Source organism: Psychrobacter sp. BI730 (genome assembly GCF_013414195.1).
In the GTDB taxonomy this organism is placed as follows: Bacteria; Pseudomonadota; Gammaproteobacteria; order Pseudomonadales; family Moraxellaceae; genus Psychrobacter.
Genome location: NZ_JAATTV010000001.1, coordinates 124140 through 141712, shown reverse-complemented (window position 1 = coordinate 141712; position 17573 = coordinate 124140). Strand labels below are relative to the sequence as shown.

The window sequence follows — 17573 nt, the reverse complement described above, 5'->3', positions numbered from 1 at the left end:
TCAACATCATGCTTTAAGTTGGGTCTTAGGAATCAATTAGAATCCGCAAGGTGCATCGATAGATTCAATCACGCCGCCGCCCAGACATACTTCATCGATATAAAATACCGCTGACTGACCAGGAGTGACGGCGCGCTGTGGCTCATCAAATACCACGCGCACTTCGCTGCCATCAGCATTGGTCGCAAACACGCGACACGCTTGATCTGGCTGGCGATAGCGAGACTTTTCCATACAGGCTAGACCTTCGTCGCTAAACACATCCGCAGGTGGTAAACCATCAATCCAATCGAGCTTATAGGCTTTTAGCTCGTTGCTCATTAGCATGGGGTGTTCATGCCCTTGACCGACGATTAAACGGTTTTTCTCTAAGTCTTTTGCCAATACAAACCACGGTTCTTCAGGACGGTCTTTAACACCGCCAATGCCGATGCCGCCGCGTTGACCCAATGTGTAATACATGAGGCCATCATGAGTACCGATGACTTTATTATCATCAGTAAGTATCTCGCCTTTTTGGGCAGGCAGATATTGCTGTAAGAAGTCTTTAAAACGGCGTTCACCAATAAAGCAAATGCCCGTAGAGTCTTTCTTTTTAGCCGTCGCTAGGTCATGCTTTTCAGCAATCTGACGTACCACTGGCTTTTCAAGCTCACCAACTGGGAATAGCGTTTTGGCGATTTTGTCACCGCCAACCGCATGTAAGAAATAGCTTTGGTCTTTATTATTATCAAGACCGCGTAAGAGCTGAGCAACCTCGTCACCTTCGGCATTGGTATAGTTCACACTGCGACGTGTATAGTGACCGGTCGCGATATAATCTGCACCAAGGGTCAATGCATAGTCCAAAAACGCCTTAAACTTGATTTCTTTATTGCACAAGATATCAGGGTTTGGGGTGCGTCCTGCTTTATATTCCGCCAAAAAGTGCTCGAATACGCGATCCCAGTATTCCATAGCAAAGTTGGCCGTGTGCAGCTTCATACCAATTTTGTCACATACGGCTTGCGCGTCTGCTAAATCATCCATCGCCGTACAGTATTCGGTGCCGTCATCTTCTTCCCAATTCTTCATAAACAAGCCTTCGACCTTGAAGCCTGCCTGTTGAAGTAATACGGCTGATACAGAAGAATCGACCCCACCTGACATACCGACGATCACGTGCTTGGTGCTAGGATTTTCGACATGAGCAAGTGTTAAAGGGCGATGAGCATTAAAAGACTCAGAAACGGTTGTGCTTGAGGTATTTTGTATGGCTGACATAAAACGGCTCAACTATTTATACGTTATCCAAAGTACATGCCGACGCCAAGTATCATGCAATCACTAAAATACGTAGTCTCAGCACAACAACGTCAGCTTGTCTTTTGGATCTGGTATTATGATAAAATAAACGTCATATTATACCAGTTAATTGAAACTGGTGGCGACCGATGGTGTCTGGCTACTAGTAAAACCGCTTTGAAAATTCAGATAGTGGTTTTGAATTATTTTAATCACCTTTAACTCATCTTGGAATAATAATGATAAAAATTGGTCAAGGTATCGACGTTCACGCTTTTCATAATAATGGTCAGCAGCAGCAATATGTCATTCTAGCAGGCGTGCCTATTGAGCATACTCACAGTTTGCTCGCACACTCTGATGGGGATGTGGTTTTGCACGCACTTGCTGATGCGCTGCTTGGTGCATTGGCGCTTGGTGATATCGGGCAGCATTTTCCCGATACCGATGCGGCACATGCTGGATTGGATTCACGAGTATTGCTACGTTATGTTTATAGTAAAGTGCAAGAGGCTGGTTACAGTCTAGGCAACGCTGATATTACGGTGATGTGCGAGCGTCCAAAGTTAGCGCCGCATAATCTAGCCATGCGCGCCAATATCGCTAGTGACCTGCAAACGGATATTAGCAATATCAGCGTAAAAGCCACCACGACTGAAAAATTGGGATTTACGGGTCGTCAAGAGGGCATCATGGCCAATGCCGTGGTATTATTAGTCCCTAATGCTATCGAACCTACATAGATTGAAATTCGTGCTTGTAATACAGCGGCAGTCGCCCCATGTATAAGCCACGTCTTTATACAATTATTTTATATAAATAATCATTTTAATGAACCGCTTTATCAATAGGAGCTTTTATGAGTGAGCAAACCCCAAACACTGCTGCAAACGACGTTGAACAATTGATCCGTGATCAAATCCGTGACAATAAAGTCATTATCTACATGAAAGGCACACCGCAATTTCCACAGTGTGGCTTTTCAGCGCGCTCTATTGAAGTGTTGACTCAGATTGGTCGTCCATTTGCGTTTGTAAACATTTTAGAAAACCCAGAAATCCGTGCAACGTTGCCAAAAATCGCGAATTGGCCAACGTTCCCGCAGTTATGGATTGATGGCGAGCTAATGGGCGGATCAGACATTATCTTGCAAATGTATCAATCAGGCGAGTTAAAGCCATTGGTTGAAGCAAACAGCCCTGCTGCTTAATACTTGAAAGTGTGAATTGGATGTCTTTAATGTCCAATTAGCCTTTGTAAGATACGAGCACAGCAAACCCAAGTAGTCATTTAATGGCTATTTGGGTTTTTTATTGTCGCTATTATTGTCGTTAGTAGCGTATCTATTCTTGTCCCCATTAGTATTTTCACGCGCCTATGTCATTAGGCTTCGTTGTTTTTATGGGATTTACCCCCATATAGTGTCCAAGATACCAGCGATATAAATAATAATTATCAGATGAGTAAGAGAGCTTTATGAATAACCAAACCAGCGAACAGTTAAACGAGCAAAGAGAAGCGGCTGAGCAGGCAGCGATTGAAAAACGCCGTGAACGTTTAAAAAATGAATCGACACGTATTATTGAGATTGCTAATACTGAGTCATACTCAGCACTTAAGTGTATTCATCAGCTGAGTGTGGCGGGCGGTGCAACTGAAGCGACATATGTTGCGATTGAGCAGCGCATCGTTGTAGACCAAGACCCTGCAGGCGCTTATCATTTGGCACTTTTAGCACAGAACACGCCAGATTTGCCTATCGATGCCCGTCAGCTTATCGAGTTGGTAGTCAACAAGGGTGATAACCATCAACGCTTGGCATTGCTCAAAAACTTACCATTACCGCCAGTTGAGCTTATCAAAGAGCAGATTTTGGCCAGTGATGATGGTGAGGCGATTGGTCAAATGAACGCCTATCTACAGATCAATCCAGAAGGGTATGGTAGTCATCATATGCTGTCTAGTGGGCAATCAGATCAGATCGTACCGCTTAGCCCTGGCAATAATAACCAAAATGATGATTAAAACAGTAACTAAGGCGTGTCTTCAATTCATCCGATAGTCATCTAAATGGGCTAAAAATGGCTAAATCTTGCCAAACATCGTCAAATAGCTGTTTAATATCCCGATATTATCTGCGCTATTTTTCTTGTTTGACGGCAATTTATCTCATTTTTATCACCATTTTTGAAATAAAGACACGCCCTAGTAAGGCAACAACTAACAAGACAGTAACCAGAGTAGAGAACTTTTCGCTTAATTTTAATAGTTTTTGTTCTAACGTTTTTTAAGTATCAAAAAATTGTTATAATTATGGGTTATTCAGGGCGTGTCCTTAATCTGAACAAAAGCATCTGGATGGGCTAAAAATGGTTAAATATTGCCAAACTATGTCAAATAGCTGGTTAGTATCCTGATATTATCTGCGCTATTTTCCTTGTTTGGCTGCAATTTACCTCATTTTTATCACCATTTTCAAAATAAGAACACGCCCTAACCAATTATGAACGACTTATCTGAGTCGTTACCTTTTTATAAATTCGACTGACGTTTATTTGCTGCCTGTTTTCTTATTTGAACATAGGATATGGCAATCAGCAGCGTTATGAGTCAAGTGAGGCACACATGCAATACCCAAAACATTACGACGTGATAGTGATCGGCGGTGGTCATGCTGGCACAGAAGCTGCTCTGGCGGCTGCACGTATGGGCGCACAGACCTTATTGTTGACGCATAATATCGAGACGCTCGGGCAGATGAGTTGTAACCCTGCGATTGGTGGTATCGGTAAATCGCATCTAGTACGTGAGATTGATGCGCTAGGCGGTGCAATGGCGCTGGCAACGGACAAGGCTGGTATTCAGTTTCGCGTACTAAACAGCCGTAAAGGGGCTGCCGTTCGTGCCACGCGTGCGCAAGCAGACCGCATTTTGTATAAAGCGGCTATCCGTCATACGTTAGAAAATCAGCCAAATCTGGATATATTTCAACAAGCTGCTGATGATATCTTGGTCGAAAACGGCCGTGCAACGGCTGTTGTGACTTCTACAGGTATTGTCTTTAAGACCGAAACAGTCGTATTGACCTCAGGGACTTTCTTGGGCGGTGTCATTCATATTGGTTTAGAGAATTCAAAGGGTGGCCGTGCAGGGGATCAGCCTTCTATCAAATTGGCAGATCGTTTACGTGAGCTTAAGCTGCCAGTCGGTCGTCTAAAAACAGGTACACCAGCACGTATTGATGCACGTAGTGTTGACTTTAGCGTGATGACGGTACAGCCGGGTGATACGCCATTGCCAGTGATGAGCTATATGGGTGATGTTTCTATGCATCCTGAGCAGGTCAATTGTTATATCACCCATACCAATGCGCGTACTCATGACATTATTCGTGAAAACCTTGACCGTTCACCAATGTTCTCTGGCAAAATCGAAGGCGTAGGCCCGCGTTATTGCCCATCTATCGAAGATAAAATTCATCGTTTTGCGGATAAAGACAGCCATCAGATTTTCATCGAGCCAGAAGGTCTGACCACGCATGAGCTATATCCAAATGGTATCTCGACCAGTTTGCCATTTGATGTGCAGTTAGACTTTATTCATAGTATGAAAGGCTTAGAAAATGCCCATATTACTCGTCCAGGTTATGCGATTGAGTATGATTATTTTGATCCACAAAACCTCAAGCCAACGCTTGAAACCAAGTCGATTGATCGTCTGTACTTTGCGGGTCAAATTAATGGTACGACTGGCTATGAAGAAGCAGGCGTACAAGGTTTGCTAGCAGGAACCAATGCGGCATTGGTGACGACCAATAACAGTGAGTTTGACACATGGACACCGCGCCGCGATGAAGCGTATCTTGGGGTGCTTGTCGATGACTTGATTACCCACGGTACTACCGAGCCGTATCGCATGTTTACAAGCCGTGCAGAATATCGTTTATTGCTGCGTGAAGACAATGCAGATCAGCGTTTGACTGAGACTGGTCGTAAGCTAGGTCTGGTAGACGATGTACGCTGGCAAGCCTATCAAGAAAAAATGGAAGCCATCGCCACAGAAACTTCACGCCTAAAAGATATGTGGGCCACGCCTGCTAATGCATTAGGTAAGCAAGTGACCGAGCAAACAGGTGAAGTGCTGTCTAAAGAGTCTACTGCCTTCGATTTGCTAAAGCGTCCGCAAATACATTTTGCTGATATCGCGGCTATCACTGACTCAACCGTTGATGCACAAGTGGGTGAGCAGATAGAGATTTCTGTCAAATATGCTGGCTATATCGACCGTCAACAAGAAGATATCGACCAAATGAAGCGACTAGAAAACACAGCGCTACCGTTAGACTTTGATTATAGTATCGTGTCAGGACTATCAAATGAGATAGTACAAAAACTTACGCAAGTTCGTCCTGCAACGCTAGCTCAAGCGGGACGCGTAAGCGGTGTAACCCCTGCTGCCATTCAGTTGTTGGCAATGACGGTTAAAAAGCATAAAAAAGCAAAAGCTGCATTGGACTCATAATAGCTATGCAATAAAGCCTTTTATAATAAAGCACTTATAGTATAAATAGCCCGTAACGATGTTTCGTTACGGGCTTTTGTTTATCAAAAAAAACGGTCGATTTTGAAAGAAAGTCACATGTAACCTTGTCCTACTTACTACTTTGTCTCTATACTAGGTCAGTAAATTTTCTTATTACTTGTTAATTTGTCTCGCTGATGTCCATATATTCATGGGCTTGTCACCGAACTGAGTCTACTTATGATTGATGCTATTGTTTTTGCTATTACCATTGTCTTACCCAACCTTGCCTTAATGTGGTTGGGTTTTTTTATGCAACGACGCGGTGAGGCAAGCCAAACTTTTATCGATCAGGCATCAAGTTTTGTCTTTAATTATTGCTTGCCGTGTTTATTGTTTTTTAGCGTGGTCGATAGCGACGTCGATTATGGTAAGCAAATTACGCTTATCCTGGTTGGTATCTTGGTGACGTTTATATTATTTATTGGCGCAGAGTTTTATGCCAAACGCTTCGTCAAGCGTCCTGAAGACCAAGGCGTGTTTGTACAAGGCGTATTCCGTAGCAACATGGCCATCATTGGCCTTGCAACCGTGGCCAACGCTTACGGCGCACAAGGATTAAGTATCGGTGCTGTCTATATGGGCGTGGTAACGATACTGTTTAATATCTTGGCAGTCATTACCTTGAGCCGCGTATCCAAAAGTGTGGATGATACATGGATTAGTCGCGGTACGATGATTGTGAAAAAGTTGCTAACCAATCCTTTAATTTTGGCATTGGTTGGGGCATTCGTCTATAAAGCACTGCCATTACCACCGCTTACTGGGGTGATTCATACGACTGGCGACTTATTAGCAGCGGTGGCTCTGCCGTTAGCACTGATCTGTGCGGGTGCTAGTATTAACCTAAAGTCTATGTTGCATCCTTCGGGCTTATCCATGCAAGCGAGTATTGGACGAATTGTCATTGCACCATTAATTGCTATCGCTGTTGGACTTGGGTTCGGGCTATCAGGCGTGCATATGGGGGTGTTGTTTTTGATGGTCGCATCGCCCACAGCTGCAGCCAGCTATGTCATGGCAAAAGCAATGGGTGGCAATGATGTACTCGCTGCCAATATACTTGCCTTTACCACTGTTGTCGGCATGTTTGGTATGGCGATTGGGGCAGCGACGTTACGTGCGCTTGGATTGATGTAATGCAGATTTTATACTATCTTTAAATAAGCAAGTACTTTCGCTTTATCTAATTTTGATAGTCTTAAAAAAGCCCTCTTTTCAAATAAGAAAAGAGGGCTTTTGGTATTAATCTAGCGTTCGCTATTACGCTTGTCTTCACGGCGCTGCTTGCGCTTTGGGCTAGTACGATAGGTCAAATAACCACCGATAGCCATAACGGCAAGAAAGGCGATGATATACATAAATATTGATGAGCCAATCATGAGCGATGCACCGATAATGGGAGTTGCTTCCATGTCAAAAATCCAGTTAAGGTTCATCAATAATTATGCAAGTGTCTCATTTCATTGTAAAGTAAATAAGTTTAGCTCCGGTGTAAGTTCAAGTGAACGGATACGGGCGGCTTGGTCATAGATATTGGCCGTCACAATCAGCTCATCTGGCTGATAGGTTGCCAAAAATGCAGCGAGTCTTGGTTTGACCGTGTCGACAGAGCCAATGAATGATACTGACAATGCGTTATCTACCATCATTTTCTCTGCTTGACTCCAGATACTGTCCATATCGTGGGTAGGCTTAGGCATTTGACCTGTTTCGCCACGACGCAGACGTACAAAACTCTGCTGTGCTGAAGTAAAATGATACTCGGCGGTCGCATCATCATCAGCCAGCAATAAGTTTGCAGCTAGCATCACATAAGGCTTATCTAGATAGACAGACGGTTTAAACTGTTCACGGTAAGCCTCAATTGCTTGCCCAAGCATTTGCGGGGCGAAGTGAGAGGCAAACACATAAGGTAGTCCTAAATGTGCAGCCAAAGTCGCACCAAATAGAGAAGAGCCTAATATCCAAATCGGTATGCCTGATTTTGCGCCAGGGAATGCCTGTACAGGGCTGCCATCTGTATCATTACCTAAGAAATACATCAGCTCTTGCACATCTTGTGGAAAGCGTTCGGCATCTTTCATTTGTCTACGAAGTGCCTGAAACGTCGCACCATCAGTACCAGGTGCACGGCCTAGGCCTAGGTCCACACGGTCACCATATAATGCCTGCAAAGTACCAAACTGCTCAGCAATCACGAGAGGGGCATGGTTCGGTAGCATGACGCCGCCAGCACCAATACGGATACGGTCGGTTTTACTACCGATATGCGATAGTAGTACTGAGGTGGCTGCACTGGCGATGCCCGGCATATTGTGATGCTCTGCCATCCAGTAGCGGTTTAAGCCTGATTTTTCTGCTTGCTGCGCGGTTTCCACTGTTTGGGCGATGCCTTCAGCGATGGTTTTGCCTTGAGGTACAGGCGCAAGATCTAAAAAAGATAAAGGGATTTTATTACTCATAAATGTTCCAGTAGTGTGTAAATTATTTTCTACTGATATGCTTATAGACAGTGGTAGTTTCAAGTGCCGCTAGTCACTGTTAATGAATCATAACAAAGTCAGTTAACTCTGTTTTTAAGCTCGCTTAACAATTATTAAGGTGTATTTATAAAGGTTGTCGTTTGTCAAAATAAGCGATAAATAAACCATAAGTAAGGTAATAAAAGGATTTAGCAGCATTATACTATGGCATTAAAAAAAGATGGCATTAAAAAAAGCAGGCAACCTAAGTTACCTGCTTCTCTAATTATAAGATTATAATATAATGGTTATTTAATTTATCATTATCTTAAGAACCAAATGCAACATTATTTATCTTGGTCGCTAAGTTTGTAAGCTAAGACATAATCACCGATGGTTGTTCCAACTGAACCATGACCACCTGCAACCAATACGACCATTTGCTCACCTTTAGAGTTTAAGTAAGTCATTGGCGTGGCTTGACCACCTGCTGGAATACGGACATTCCATAGCACGTCGCCATTTTTTAAGTCATAAGCTCGGAAGTTGTTTTCTGTCGCCGCTGACAAGAATGCGACGCCGCCTTTAGTGATGATAGGTCCACCGATACCAGGTACGCCCAGTTCCAGTTTGATAGGAATAGGAGACAAGTCTTGTACCGTACCATTTTTGCGTTGATAAGCGATATCACCTGTGGCTAGGTCAGCACCAGCGATCGTGCCCCATGGTGGCTGCTGACAAGGTACGCCTAATGGTGACAAGAAGGGCCCCAATTCTACTGCATAATCTGCACCTTCATTGGCATTGACGCCTTGCTCGCCTTTATTGGTTTCTGCATCGCCCAACGTGTCTCTAGGAATGAGTTTTGAGGTAAATGCCAAGTAAGTCGGCATACCAAACATCACGCCATTCTCAGGATCGACTGCAATACCGCCCCAATTAAAGGTACCAAAGTTACCAGGATAGACCAAGCTACCATTTGTTGATGGCGGGGTATAGCGACCATCATAGTTGAGCTGATTGAACTCAATACGGCACATCATTTGATCGACGAGACTGGCACCCCACATGTCTTTTTCAGTCAGTGGTTCAGGCTCAAAGCTCAAGCCAGAATAAGGCTGAGTTGGCGCTGCGTGCTCTCCCGCTATGAGATAGCCTTGCGGTGCAGGACGTTCTTTAATCGGTACAATAGGCTCACCTGTCGCACGATTCAAGACGTATACATCGCCTTGTTTGGTTGGTACAACCAGCGCGGGCTGTACACCATCGGCCGTATCTAGATCAAGTAAGGTTGGCTGCGCAGGCGTGTCCATGTCCCAAAGGTCATGATGGACAAACTGCTGAACCCAGCGTGCTTCACCAGTCTCGATATCTAGAGCGACAACAGACGTTGCATACTTTTCTTCAGCGGCATTTCGGTAGCTACCTAGCTGATCCGGTGTGCGGTTACCCATAGGGAAGTAGGCCAATCCAAGCTCTTCATCGGCAGTAGCGACTGACCATGAATTTGGCGAACTGGTCTTGTAAGTTTGAGTTGGATCATTGACATCGAAAGGTGCTGTATTATCAGGATCACCTGAGTCCCAGTTCCAAAGAAGCTCACCGGTATTGACATCATACGCACGGATTACACCAGAAGGCGAGTTGACATCATAGTTGTCATTGACAGCACCAGCTACGATAATGGTATCACCGGCGATGACTGGTGGTGACGTAGAATAATAGTAACCTGCTTGATTAAACGGCATGTTATGCATCAAGTCTAATGCACCATCATCACCAAAGTCTTGGCAGCGTTGCCCAGTATTTGGATCGAGTGCATATAGTTTCGCATCAGAAGTTGGGATAAATATCTTGGCATCACATTGCTTAGATGCGTTTTCAAAGGTATTACCAGCAATTTTTTGTACTTGCACAGGACTGGTTGCTTGACCAGCATAATAAGATACGCCGCGACAGGTTTGGTGCTGGCGTTGTAAGTTTTCCTCTACTTGAGGATCAAACTTCCATAGCGTCTCACCAGAGTCGGCATCTAGCGCTAGTACCCAGTTATGCGGGGTACATAAGTATAAACCGTTGCCAATCTTTAATGGTGTTGCCTGATAAGTGGTCTCACCGACATCGTTAGGCCCTTTGACATCACCTGTTTGGATTTGCCATGCCAGCTCTAAATCTTTGACGTTGTCAGTATTGATTTTATCTAGAGGTGAGTAGCGCTGACCATAATCAGTACGACCATACGCACTCCACTCACCATCTGGCGTTTGTTGACCGTTTGATAATGGGTCACCAAGGTTAGCTGACGTCTCATCTGAGCTGACGTTTTGCTTGTCATCATTTGCAGCAGTCAAATCAAGCTCGCCTAATTTATCAGTGGCGTTGTTTGCTAAGCTGCCAAAAGAGAGCAGTGCACCCACAACCACGCTAGCGAGCAATCCCCAATAGTACAGCGGATTTTTCTTAGCAGTGTCTGCAGTTAATGCGGCAGTACGGTCAGCGCTCGTTGTTAACTGAGCTCTAGACCCATGCATTTTTTTAGATACCCATGGCAGTAGCATGAGCAAACCAAATATAAGCGGGAAGCCAACTCGAGGTGCTAACGCCCACCAATAGAACCCAGATTCCCAAAGTGCCCAAGCCATGGTTGTTACGATAAATAGCGCATATAATCCGTAAGCACTCCAGTGTTTTTTGAACAATAAAAAAGCTGTTGTTAGTATAATAACGCCAGCAATAAGGTAGTAAGGACTACCGCCTAAAGACAATAAATAAGCGCCGCCAATGAGTAGAGGGGCGGCAAAAATTGCCATAATGATCGCTACGAATTTTTCCATGAGCGGTATCACCTGTTTACAGAAGAGCAAGTTAATATGTATTGATATTTAGTCGCTAATCAATTTCATTCGACCAAATATCAATACAAGTGTGAATAATATATAAAAGAAACATTGAATAACGTTCTAGAATCTATTTTATCATCCACAGCTCAGTCTAGTAAGGGTGAGCAAGTCTGAGATACTTTATTTAACAAATGCTCATTAATTTGCAAATTGCTTTTGGCATAGCTCCATGAATGCGCGACCATATTGACGGATTTCTGCATCATCACGTACCGCCATCCAACTGGTAAAGCGACCAAAATGATCGACGGGGATGGCCGTCAGGTTTTGATAATGACTTGGCTCAAATGCCATTTCTGCGATGATACCAATACCTAGGCCTAGACCGACATAGGTGCTGATCACATCGGCATCGAGCGCCGCTAATACGATATCTGGCTCCAGCCCTGCTTCGTCGAACGTCTTGTCAATCGCGCCGCGTCCTGTAAAACCACCGTGATAGGTCACAATCGGATAGCTGGCAAGTGTGGGCAGGTCAATAGACTCTTGGCTAGCCAGTTCGTGATCACTTGGTACGATAACGCGATGCGTCCAGTCATAGTAACGATAGCATCTTAAATAGTTGTTATGCAGCAAGGACTCAGTGGCGATACCGATATCGGCTTGGCCACGGATGACCATCTGAGCGATGGTCTCAGGATCTGCCTGTTGTAAAATCAAATTTACTTTAGGAAAACGATCTTTAAACTCTTTAACCACTTGCGGCAGTACATAACGCGCTTGAGTATGGGTGGTGGCAATCGTCAACGTACCGATATTAGGATTATTAAAGTCTAAACTTAGGTTTTCAATGGTGCGGATTTCAGCAAAGATAGACTCGATATGCGGCATAAGTGCTGTGCCCATAGTGGTTAGTCCCGTCAGGCGTTTGCCTTGGCGCACAAATACTTCCGTCTTTAACTGGTTTTCTAACGCAGCAATATGCTTTGATAAGCTTGATTGACTGGTATGTAGTACGGTCGCCGCTTGGCTTAAGTTATAACCGTTAATCACCGTATGCCATACTGTTTCTAGCTGTTTGAGCTGAATCTGCAAATGCCGTTGGTTGACCACTACGTCGATTGCCATAACTTAATCCTATTGTATAAATATACAAACCTCGTCTGTATATGAAAGTAAAAATGTCTGAACATACAGTAATAAAGTAGTGTAAAACAAAGCTATTATTCTTGTATATAATAAATAGCTATCAATTTATGATAATTATGAATATAGAGTTTGTATTTTGCAATGCTAAAAAATTATTTGTTCAGTAAATGCTGTTTAGTAAGTAAGCGTTGTTTATCCAGAGAAGCCATTTGACCTAACAACTTATAAAGAGCGGTCACTATTAAGCATAAAAAACTAAGCATAAAAAAACAGCTACCTTCTAAAAGATAGCTGTTCGTTAGTTATAAAGTTATTTATTACTGGTAGTTAGTTGATACTGACCAACTTCAAACTTGGTTTATTTTGCAATATCAAAGCGATCTGCATTCATAACCTTGTTCCAAACGCGGACGAAGTCACGAACGAATTTCTCTAAGTTATCATCTTGCGCGTATAGCTCAGCATAAGCACGTAATATAGAGTTAGAGCCAAATACTAAGTCTACACGGCTTGCTTGCCATTTGACGTTTCCTGTACCACGCTCACGTACTTCGTAGCTATTAGCAGTATTGTCGGCTGCTTTTACAGGGTGCCATGTGTAGTTCATGTCTGTTAAATTGACGAAAAAGTCGTTGGTAAGTACGCCAGCACGTTTAGTAAAGACGCCATGTTGGCTCTGACCGTGGTTGGTATCAAGCACTCGCATACCACCAAGCAATACGACCATCTCAGGTGCTGTCAATCCCATTAGCTGCGTGCGATCAAGTAGCATCTCTTCTGGTGATACCGCATAGTCGCCCTGAATCCAGTTACGATAGCCATCATGTAGCGGCTCTAAATCAGCAAAAGATTCAGCGTCAGTCATTTCAGCGTCAGCATCACCGCGACCTGGATTAAACGGTACAGTAATATCTACGCCTGCATCGTTTGCTGCTTGTTCAATCGCAGCGTTACCAGCCAATACAATAAGGTCTGCCAAGCTAACGTCTTTATCAAAGCTAGACTGAATGCTGGTCAATGTCTCAAGTACACGCTGTAGCTGTTCTGGCTCGTTGCCTGCCCAATCTTTCTGAGGAGCTAAACGGATGCGTGCACCGTTGGCACCGCCGCGATAGTCGGAAGCGCGGAAGGTACGAGCGCTGTCCCATGCTGTAATGATCAACTCACGACGACTAAGGTCACTGTCTAAAATCTGTGCTTTTAGCGTTGCAATATCATCAGCAGTCAAGTCCGTATTACCTGTAGGAATAGGGTCTTGCCATACAAAGTCTTCGCTCGGTACGTCGGCACCTAAGTAACGAGACTTCGGCCCCAAATCGCGGTGAGTCAGTTTGAACCATGCTCTAGCGAACACTTCATCAAAGTACTCTGGATTGTTATGGAACTTTTCTGAAATCTCACGATAGATAGGATCTTTAATCATCGCCATATCAGCATCAGTCATGATTGGGTTGCGGCGTACACTTGGATCATTCGCATCTAACGGACGATCTTCTTCCTTAATGTCGACAGGTTCCCACTGCCACGCACCAGCTGGACTCTTAGTCAACGCCCATTCATGGTTGAACAACAAATCAAAGTACTCATAGTTCCACTCAGTTGGATTCGTGGTCCAGGCGCCCTCGATACCACTTGAAACGGTATCACCTGCATTACCACGGCCCTTAGGGTTGCGCCAGCCTAGGCCTTGCTCTTTGATATCAGCGCCTTCTGGTTCATCTTCTAGTATCGTCGCGTCACCATTACCGTGACACTTACCAACCGTGTGACCACCAGCGGTTAGAGCAACGGTCTCTTCGTCATTCATCGACATACGACCAAACGTAGTACGGATGTCTTGTGCGGTTTTGATTGGGTCAGGATTGCCATCAACACCTTCTGGGTTAACATAAATCAAGCCCATTTGTACTGCTGCTAGTGGGTTTTCTAGTGACGCGCGGTCTTCATCACTGTCGTAACGGTTTTTGGTAGCAGCTAGCCATTCGCGCTCAGAACCCCAGTAGATGTCTTTTTCTGGATGCCAGATATCAGCACGACCGCCAGCAAAACCTAGAGTTTTAAAACCCATAGACTCATAAGCCATGTTACCTGCCAAAATCATCAAATCAGCCCAAGACAATTTATTGCCGTATTTTTTCTTGATTGGCCATAATAGACGACGTGCTTTATCAAGGTTGACGTTGTCAGGCCAGCTGTTCAATGGTGCAAAGCGTTGGTTACCAGTATTAGAGCCGCCGCGACCGTCAGCACCGCGATACGTACCAGCTGAATGCCAAGCCATACGAATCATCAAGCCGCCATAGTGACCCCAATCCGCTGGCCACCATTCTTGCGACTCAGTCATTAGGTTTTTTAAGTCAGTTTTGACCGCTTCTAGATCTAGCTGTTTAAAAGCTTCAGCATAATCAAAGTCTTCACCCATTGGGTCAGTCTTTTTGTCTTGCTGATGCAATATGTCTAAGTTCAATGCGTTTGGCCACCAATCTGTCGCAGCAGAAGCAGTGGTAGTATGTGCCTGATGCATAACAGGGCAGCCACCCATGCTCGGGCGCTGAGGCTCGTGCGAGTTATCGACGTTTTCGCTATGGATCGTTGGGCCTTGACCATCACCCTGATCATAGGTTGTGTTAGTAGGCGCATTATTATTGCTTTCGTGATCTACAGGACAACGAGCAGCATCTGGGGCAGTGTTTTTGTCGGTGGTGTTATTGGTTGAGTCGGACATGGTATAACTCCCAGGCTATGATAATCGAAAGAACAAACCGTGAATCTCGGTAGTCGTTGTTTATGTACAAAGCATAACTAAGCTGAGTGGATTTATAAAACTAATATATAAGAATTATAAGTTTTAAATTACCAATCATAAAATACTTGATGTTTTGTTTATCTCAATCATTATTAACGCCCTTGCTTATCATCGCCAGTTAAGAGTAAACCAATAGAGTGCACCTAACCAATCAAGCCTGCGTCAGTTTTACTACTACCTTTATATTACCTATAAATAATGTCATTGTCAGACATCCTTCAAATTAGCAATAAAGAAGAGAGCTAAGATAACCTTGGTAAAACACTGCAGTTTTTTGCGTTACTATTAAGAAATATAAGCGATTGTACATGGCCTGCAATCGCTAAGTTAATGCAAAAACATCTAGTCAAGATAAAGGTTCTCAAGTACCATAACTGGATTTTGTTGTAATGATAATATTGGTGCAACGTAGAGCAATTTTTATCGATCCTTTTGTCGATAACTGATTCTAAAGATTGATAAAAATTGTGCGCGGTTGTGTTCTTTGTCTGAATTGTTGGTGAGTTATTATGTCTGCTGTCAAATCTGTACCGCCCAATCAACCAATTGCCAAAAAGTCATGGGGCGAGGCCACAAAAGCTTATCTCGATCCTCGTGTCATTATTATGCTGTTTTTGGGGTTCTCAGCGGGTATACCTATTCTGCTGATTTTCTCAAGTCTGTCGCTATGGCTGAGAGAAGCAGGCATTGATCGTAGTGTCGTTACTATGTTCAGCTGGGCAGCACTGGGGTATTCGTTCAAGTTTATTTGGGCGCCATTGATTGATGCGCTCCCTGTACCGTTTTTGACCAAGTGGCTAGGGCGTCGTCGTAGTTGGATGGTGGTATCACAGCTGCTTATCGTGCTGGCAATCTTTTTGATGGCAAGGGTAAATCCTGTTAGCGAAGATGTCTTGGTTTATATGGCAGGCGCGGCCGTGCTGCTTGGGTTCTCTTCTGCGACGCAAGATATCGTGATTGATGCGTACCGTATTGAGCTTGCGCCGCCGTCTATGCAGTCTATCTTGTCCTCTATCTATGTGTCAGGCTACCGTATCGGTATGATTGTCGCAGGGGCAGGCGCGTTATATTTGGCTGATTATTTCGGCTCAAATGAGACGTTTTATAGTTATGAAGCGTGGCGCAATACCTATTACATCATGGCAGGAGTCATGACGTTAGGGGTATTAACGACGTTTGCTAGTTATGAGCCAACCGCTGAGACCCTGCAAAGTAAAAAGCAGAAAGGTAACTTAAAAGTATTCCTGATTTATTCAGCGTTACTGCTTATCCCAGGCCTACTGTTTGGTGTTATTTACCTGATTAATATTTTGATCAATACAGTATTTGATAGCACAGTGGCCTTGATACCACTAATGGTAATGCCAGCGATTAAATTTTACTTTTTAGCATTGGTCGCGTGTGCGCCATTGTTATTGCTGTACTTTATTATTAACCAACCAAAAATCATTAACAAAGCCCCGTTGGTCGCTGAAACTCGTGAAGATTACGTCAGACTGGTAGCGTTGTTTGTATTTTCAGTGATTGCCTTTATCGCTGCTTACATATTGATGGGGCAAGTCTTACCCGAGTTCGAAGGCGCTTTTTCTAGTTTCTTTGTAGAAACCTTGCACTTATTAGTAAGCCTAGGCGCGGCGATGGCAGCAGGTTATGCCCTGGTACAAGTAGGACTGGTAAAAAAAGAAGTGGCCATGGCAACATGGATCGAGCCTGTCTTAGATTTTTTCCGACGTTACGGCAAAAAAGCACTGCTACTCTTAGCCTTGATTGGTCTATACCGTATCTCAGATATCGTCGCAGGCGTGATCTCCAACGTCTTTTATCAAGACATGGGCTTTAGCAAAACAGATATCGCCAATGCCGTAAAACTGGTCGGTGTAATTATGGCAATTGCAGGTGGCTTCTTGGGCGGGATTTTGGCTCAGCGTTTCCGTATTATGCATGCCATGATGATTGGCGCGATTTTGGCGTGTGCGACCAACCTGTTGTTTGTGGTATTGACGTACAACCCAGGCAGCCTGCCGATTATGTATATGGCAGTGATATTTGATAACTTGGCTGCGGGCCTTGCAAGCGCTGTATTTATCGCTTTCTTATCAGCACTGACATCGATTCGCTTTACTGCTGTACAGTATGCGATTTTTTCCTCATTGATGACCCTGATACCAAAAGTGATGGGTGGTTATTCTGGTGCTATCGTCGATAATATGGGTTATCCGTTTTTCTTTATCTTTACATTTGCTATCGGTATTCCAATTTTGGCACTGATTTACTTTGTTGATAGACATATTGTCATTGGTGATAACGATGATATTTATGGCGATGATAATAATGATGGCAGCGGTGGTAACGGGATAGGTGACAAGCTGAGTAAAACCAATCATAACCTGACCGATACCAAAGAGCCACCACGCGCATCAGAGTAGGCTCAGCAGCATTTTACCTTTA

At 44.0% G+C, this 17573-nt stretch carries 12 protein-coding genes; 6 read left to right on the top strand and 6 right to left on the bottom strand.

The window, feature by feature from the left end; all coding sequences use genetic code 11:
• Window positions 1-36 precede the first annotated feature (36 nt).
• Window positions 37-1263, bottom strand: coding sequence for a tRNA 2-thiouridine(34) synthase MnmA (mnmA, locus tag HCZ91_RS00550; RefSeq protein ID WP_179797305.1), 1227 nt, complete (start codon window positions 1261-1263; stop codon window positions 37-39).
• 260 nt (window positions 1264-1523) lie between these two features.
• On the opposite strand from mnmA, the gene ispF reads away from it, so the two are divergent.
• The 5 genes from ispF (at window position 1524) to HCZ91_RS00525 (ending at window position 7005) form a co-directional block, all read left to right on the top strand.
• Window positions 1524-2027, top strand: coding sequence for a 2-C-methyl-D-erythritol 2,4-cyclodiphosphate synthase (gene ispF, locus HCZ91_RS00545; protein WP_179797303.1), 504 nt, complete (start codon window positions 1524-1526; stop codon window positions 2025-2027).
• 116 nt (window positions 2028-2143) lie between these two features.
• Complete coding sequence (gene grxD / locus HCZ91_RS00540) at window positions 2144-2494, top strand: Grx4 family monothiol glutaredoxin (RefSeq protein WP_057759647.1); 351 nt, start codon at window positions 2144-2146, stop codon at window positions 2492-2494.
• A gap of 266 nt (window positions 2495-2760) precedes the next feature.
• On the top strand, window positions 2761-3309 hold the full coding sequence (locus tag HCZ91_RS00535; protein WP_179797301.1) for a hypothetical protein: 549 nt from the start codon (window positions 2761-2763) through the stop codon (window positions 3307-3309).
• 600 nt (window positions 3310-3909) lie between these two features.
• Complete coding sequence (gene mnmG, locus HCZ91_RS00530; RefSeq protein WP_179797299.1) at window positions 3910-5805, top strand: tRNA uridine-5-carboxymethylaminomethyl(34) synthesis enzyme MnmG; 1896 nt, start codon at window positions 3910-3912, stop codon at window positions 5803-5805.
• 240 nt (window positions 5806-6045) lie between these two features.
• Entirely contained in the window at window positions 6046-7005 is a 960-nt protein-coding gene (locus tag HCZ91_RS00525) for an AEC family transporter (RefSeq protein ID WP_101204815.1), read from the top strand.
• 110 nt (window positions 7006-7115) lie between these two features.
• On the opposite strand, the gene HCZ91_RS00520 is transcribed toward HCZ91_RS00525, so the two are convergent.
• The 5 genes from HCZ91_RS00520 to katG all read right to left on the bottom strand — a co-directional run bounded on the left by HCZ91_RS00520 (window position 7116) and on the right by katG (window position 14861).
• Complete coding sequence (locus tag HCZ91_RS00520; protein ID WP_160021934.1) at window positions 7116-7280, bottom strand: hypothetical protein; 165 nt, start codon at window positions 7278-7280, stop codon at window positions 7116-7118.
• 48 nt (window positions 7281-7328) lie between these two features.
• Entirely contained in the window at window positions 7329-8330 is a 1002-nt protein-coding gene (locus HCZ91_RS00515) for an LLM class flavin-dependent oxidoreductase (RefSeq protein WP_102092171.1), read from the bottom strand.
• A 347-nt stretch (window positions 8331-8677) separates the two neighbouring features.
• The gene (locus HCZ91_RS00510) at window positions 8678-11164 is read right to left on the bottom strand and encodes a glucose/quinate/shikimate family membrane-bound PQQ-dependent dehydrogenase (protein ID WP_179797297.1); all 2487 of its coding nucleotides are present in this window, start codon (window positions 11162-11164) and stop codon (window positions 8678-8680) included.
• Between the two features lie 204 nt (window positions 11165-11368).
• Window positions 11369-12298, bottom strand: a complete 930-nt coding sequence (locus tag HCZ91_RS00505) for a LysR substrate-binding domain-containing protein (protein WP_057759664.1) — start codon at window positions 12296-12298, stop codon at window positions 11369-11371.
• Between the two features lie 379 nt (window positions 12299-12677).
• The gene (gene katG, locus HCZ91_RS00500) at window positions 12678-14861 is read right to left on the bottom strand and encodes a catalase/peroxidase HPI (protein ID WP_179797483.1); all 2184 of its coding nucleotides are present in this window, start codon (window positions 14859-14861) and stop codon (window positions 12678-12680) included.
• Between the two features lie 773 nt (window positions 14862-15634).
• Between katG and HCZ91_RS00495 the strand changes: the two genes are divergently transcribed.
• Complete coding sequence (locus HCZ91_RS00495) at window positions 15635-17551, top strand: MFS transporter (RefSeq protein ID WP_160021925.1); 1917 nt, start codon at window positions 15635-15637, stop codon at window positions 17549-17551.
• Window positions 17552-17573: the final 22 nt, after the last annotated feature.

Excerpts from the sequence above, each read along its gene's own strand:
- HCZ91_RS00505 (WP_057759664.1), bottom strand. The coding sequence starts at position 12,298 with ATGGCAATCGACGTAGTGGTCAACCAACGGCATTTGCAGATTCAGCTC.
- HCZ91_RS00510 (WP_179797297.1), bottom strand. The coding sequence starts at position 11,164 with ATGGAAAAATTCGTAGCGATCATTATGGCAATTTTTGCCGCCCCTCTA.
- HCZ91_RS00525 (WP_101204815.1), top strand. The coding sequence starts at position 6,046 with ATGATTGATGCTATTGTTTTTGCTATTACCATTGTCTTACCCAACCTT.
- grxD (WP_057759647.1), top strand. The coding sequence starts at position 2,144 with ATGAGTGAGCAAACCCCAAACACTGCTGCAAACGACGTTGAACAATTG.
- ispF (WP_179797303.1), top strand. The coding sequence starts at position 1,524 with ATGATAAAAATTGGTCAAGGTATCGACGTTCACGCTTTTCATAATAAT.
- HCZ91_RS00520 (WP_160021934.1), bottom strand. The coding sequence starts at position 7,280 with ATGGAAGCAACTCCCATTATCGGTGCATCGCTCATGATTGGCTCATCA.
- mnmA (WP_179797305.1), bottom strand. The coding sequence starts at position 1,263 with ATGTCAGCCATACAAAATACCTCAAGCACAACCGTTTCTGAGTCTTTT.
- mnmG (WP_179797299.1), top strand. The coding sequence starts at position 3,910 with ATGCAATACCCAAAACATTACGACGTGATAGTGATCGGCGGTGGTCAT.
- HCZ91_RS00535 (WP_179797301.1), top strand. The coding sequence starts at position 2,761 with ATGAATAACCAAACCAGCGAACAGTTAAACGAGCAAAGAGAAGCGGCT.
- katG (WP_179797483.1), bottom strand. The coding sequence starts at position 14,861 with ATGGGTGGCTGCCCTGTTATGCATCAGGCACATACTACCACTGCTTCT.
- HCZ91_RS00495 (WP_160021925.1), top strand. The coding sequence starts at position 15,635 with ATGTCTGCTGTCAAATCTGTACCGCCCAATCAACCAATTGCCAAAAAG.
- HCZ91_RS00515 (WP_102092171.1), bottom strand. The coding sequence starts at position 8,330 with ATGAGTAATAAAATCCCTTTATCTTTTTTAGATCTTGCGCCTGTACCT.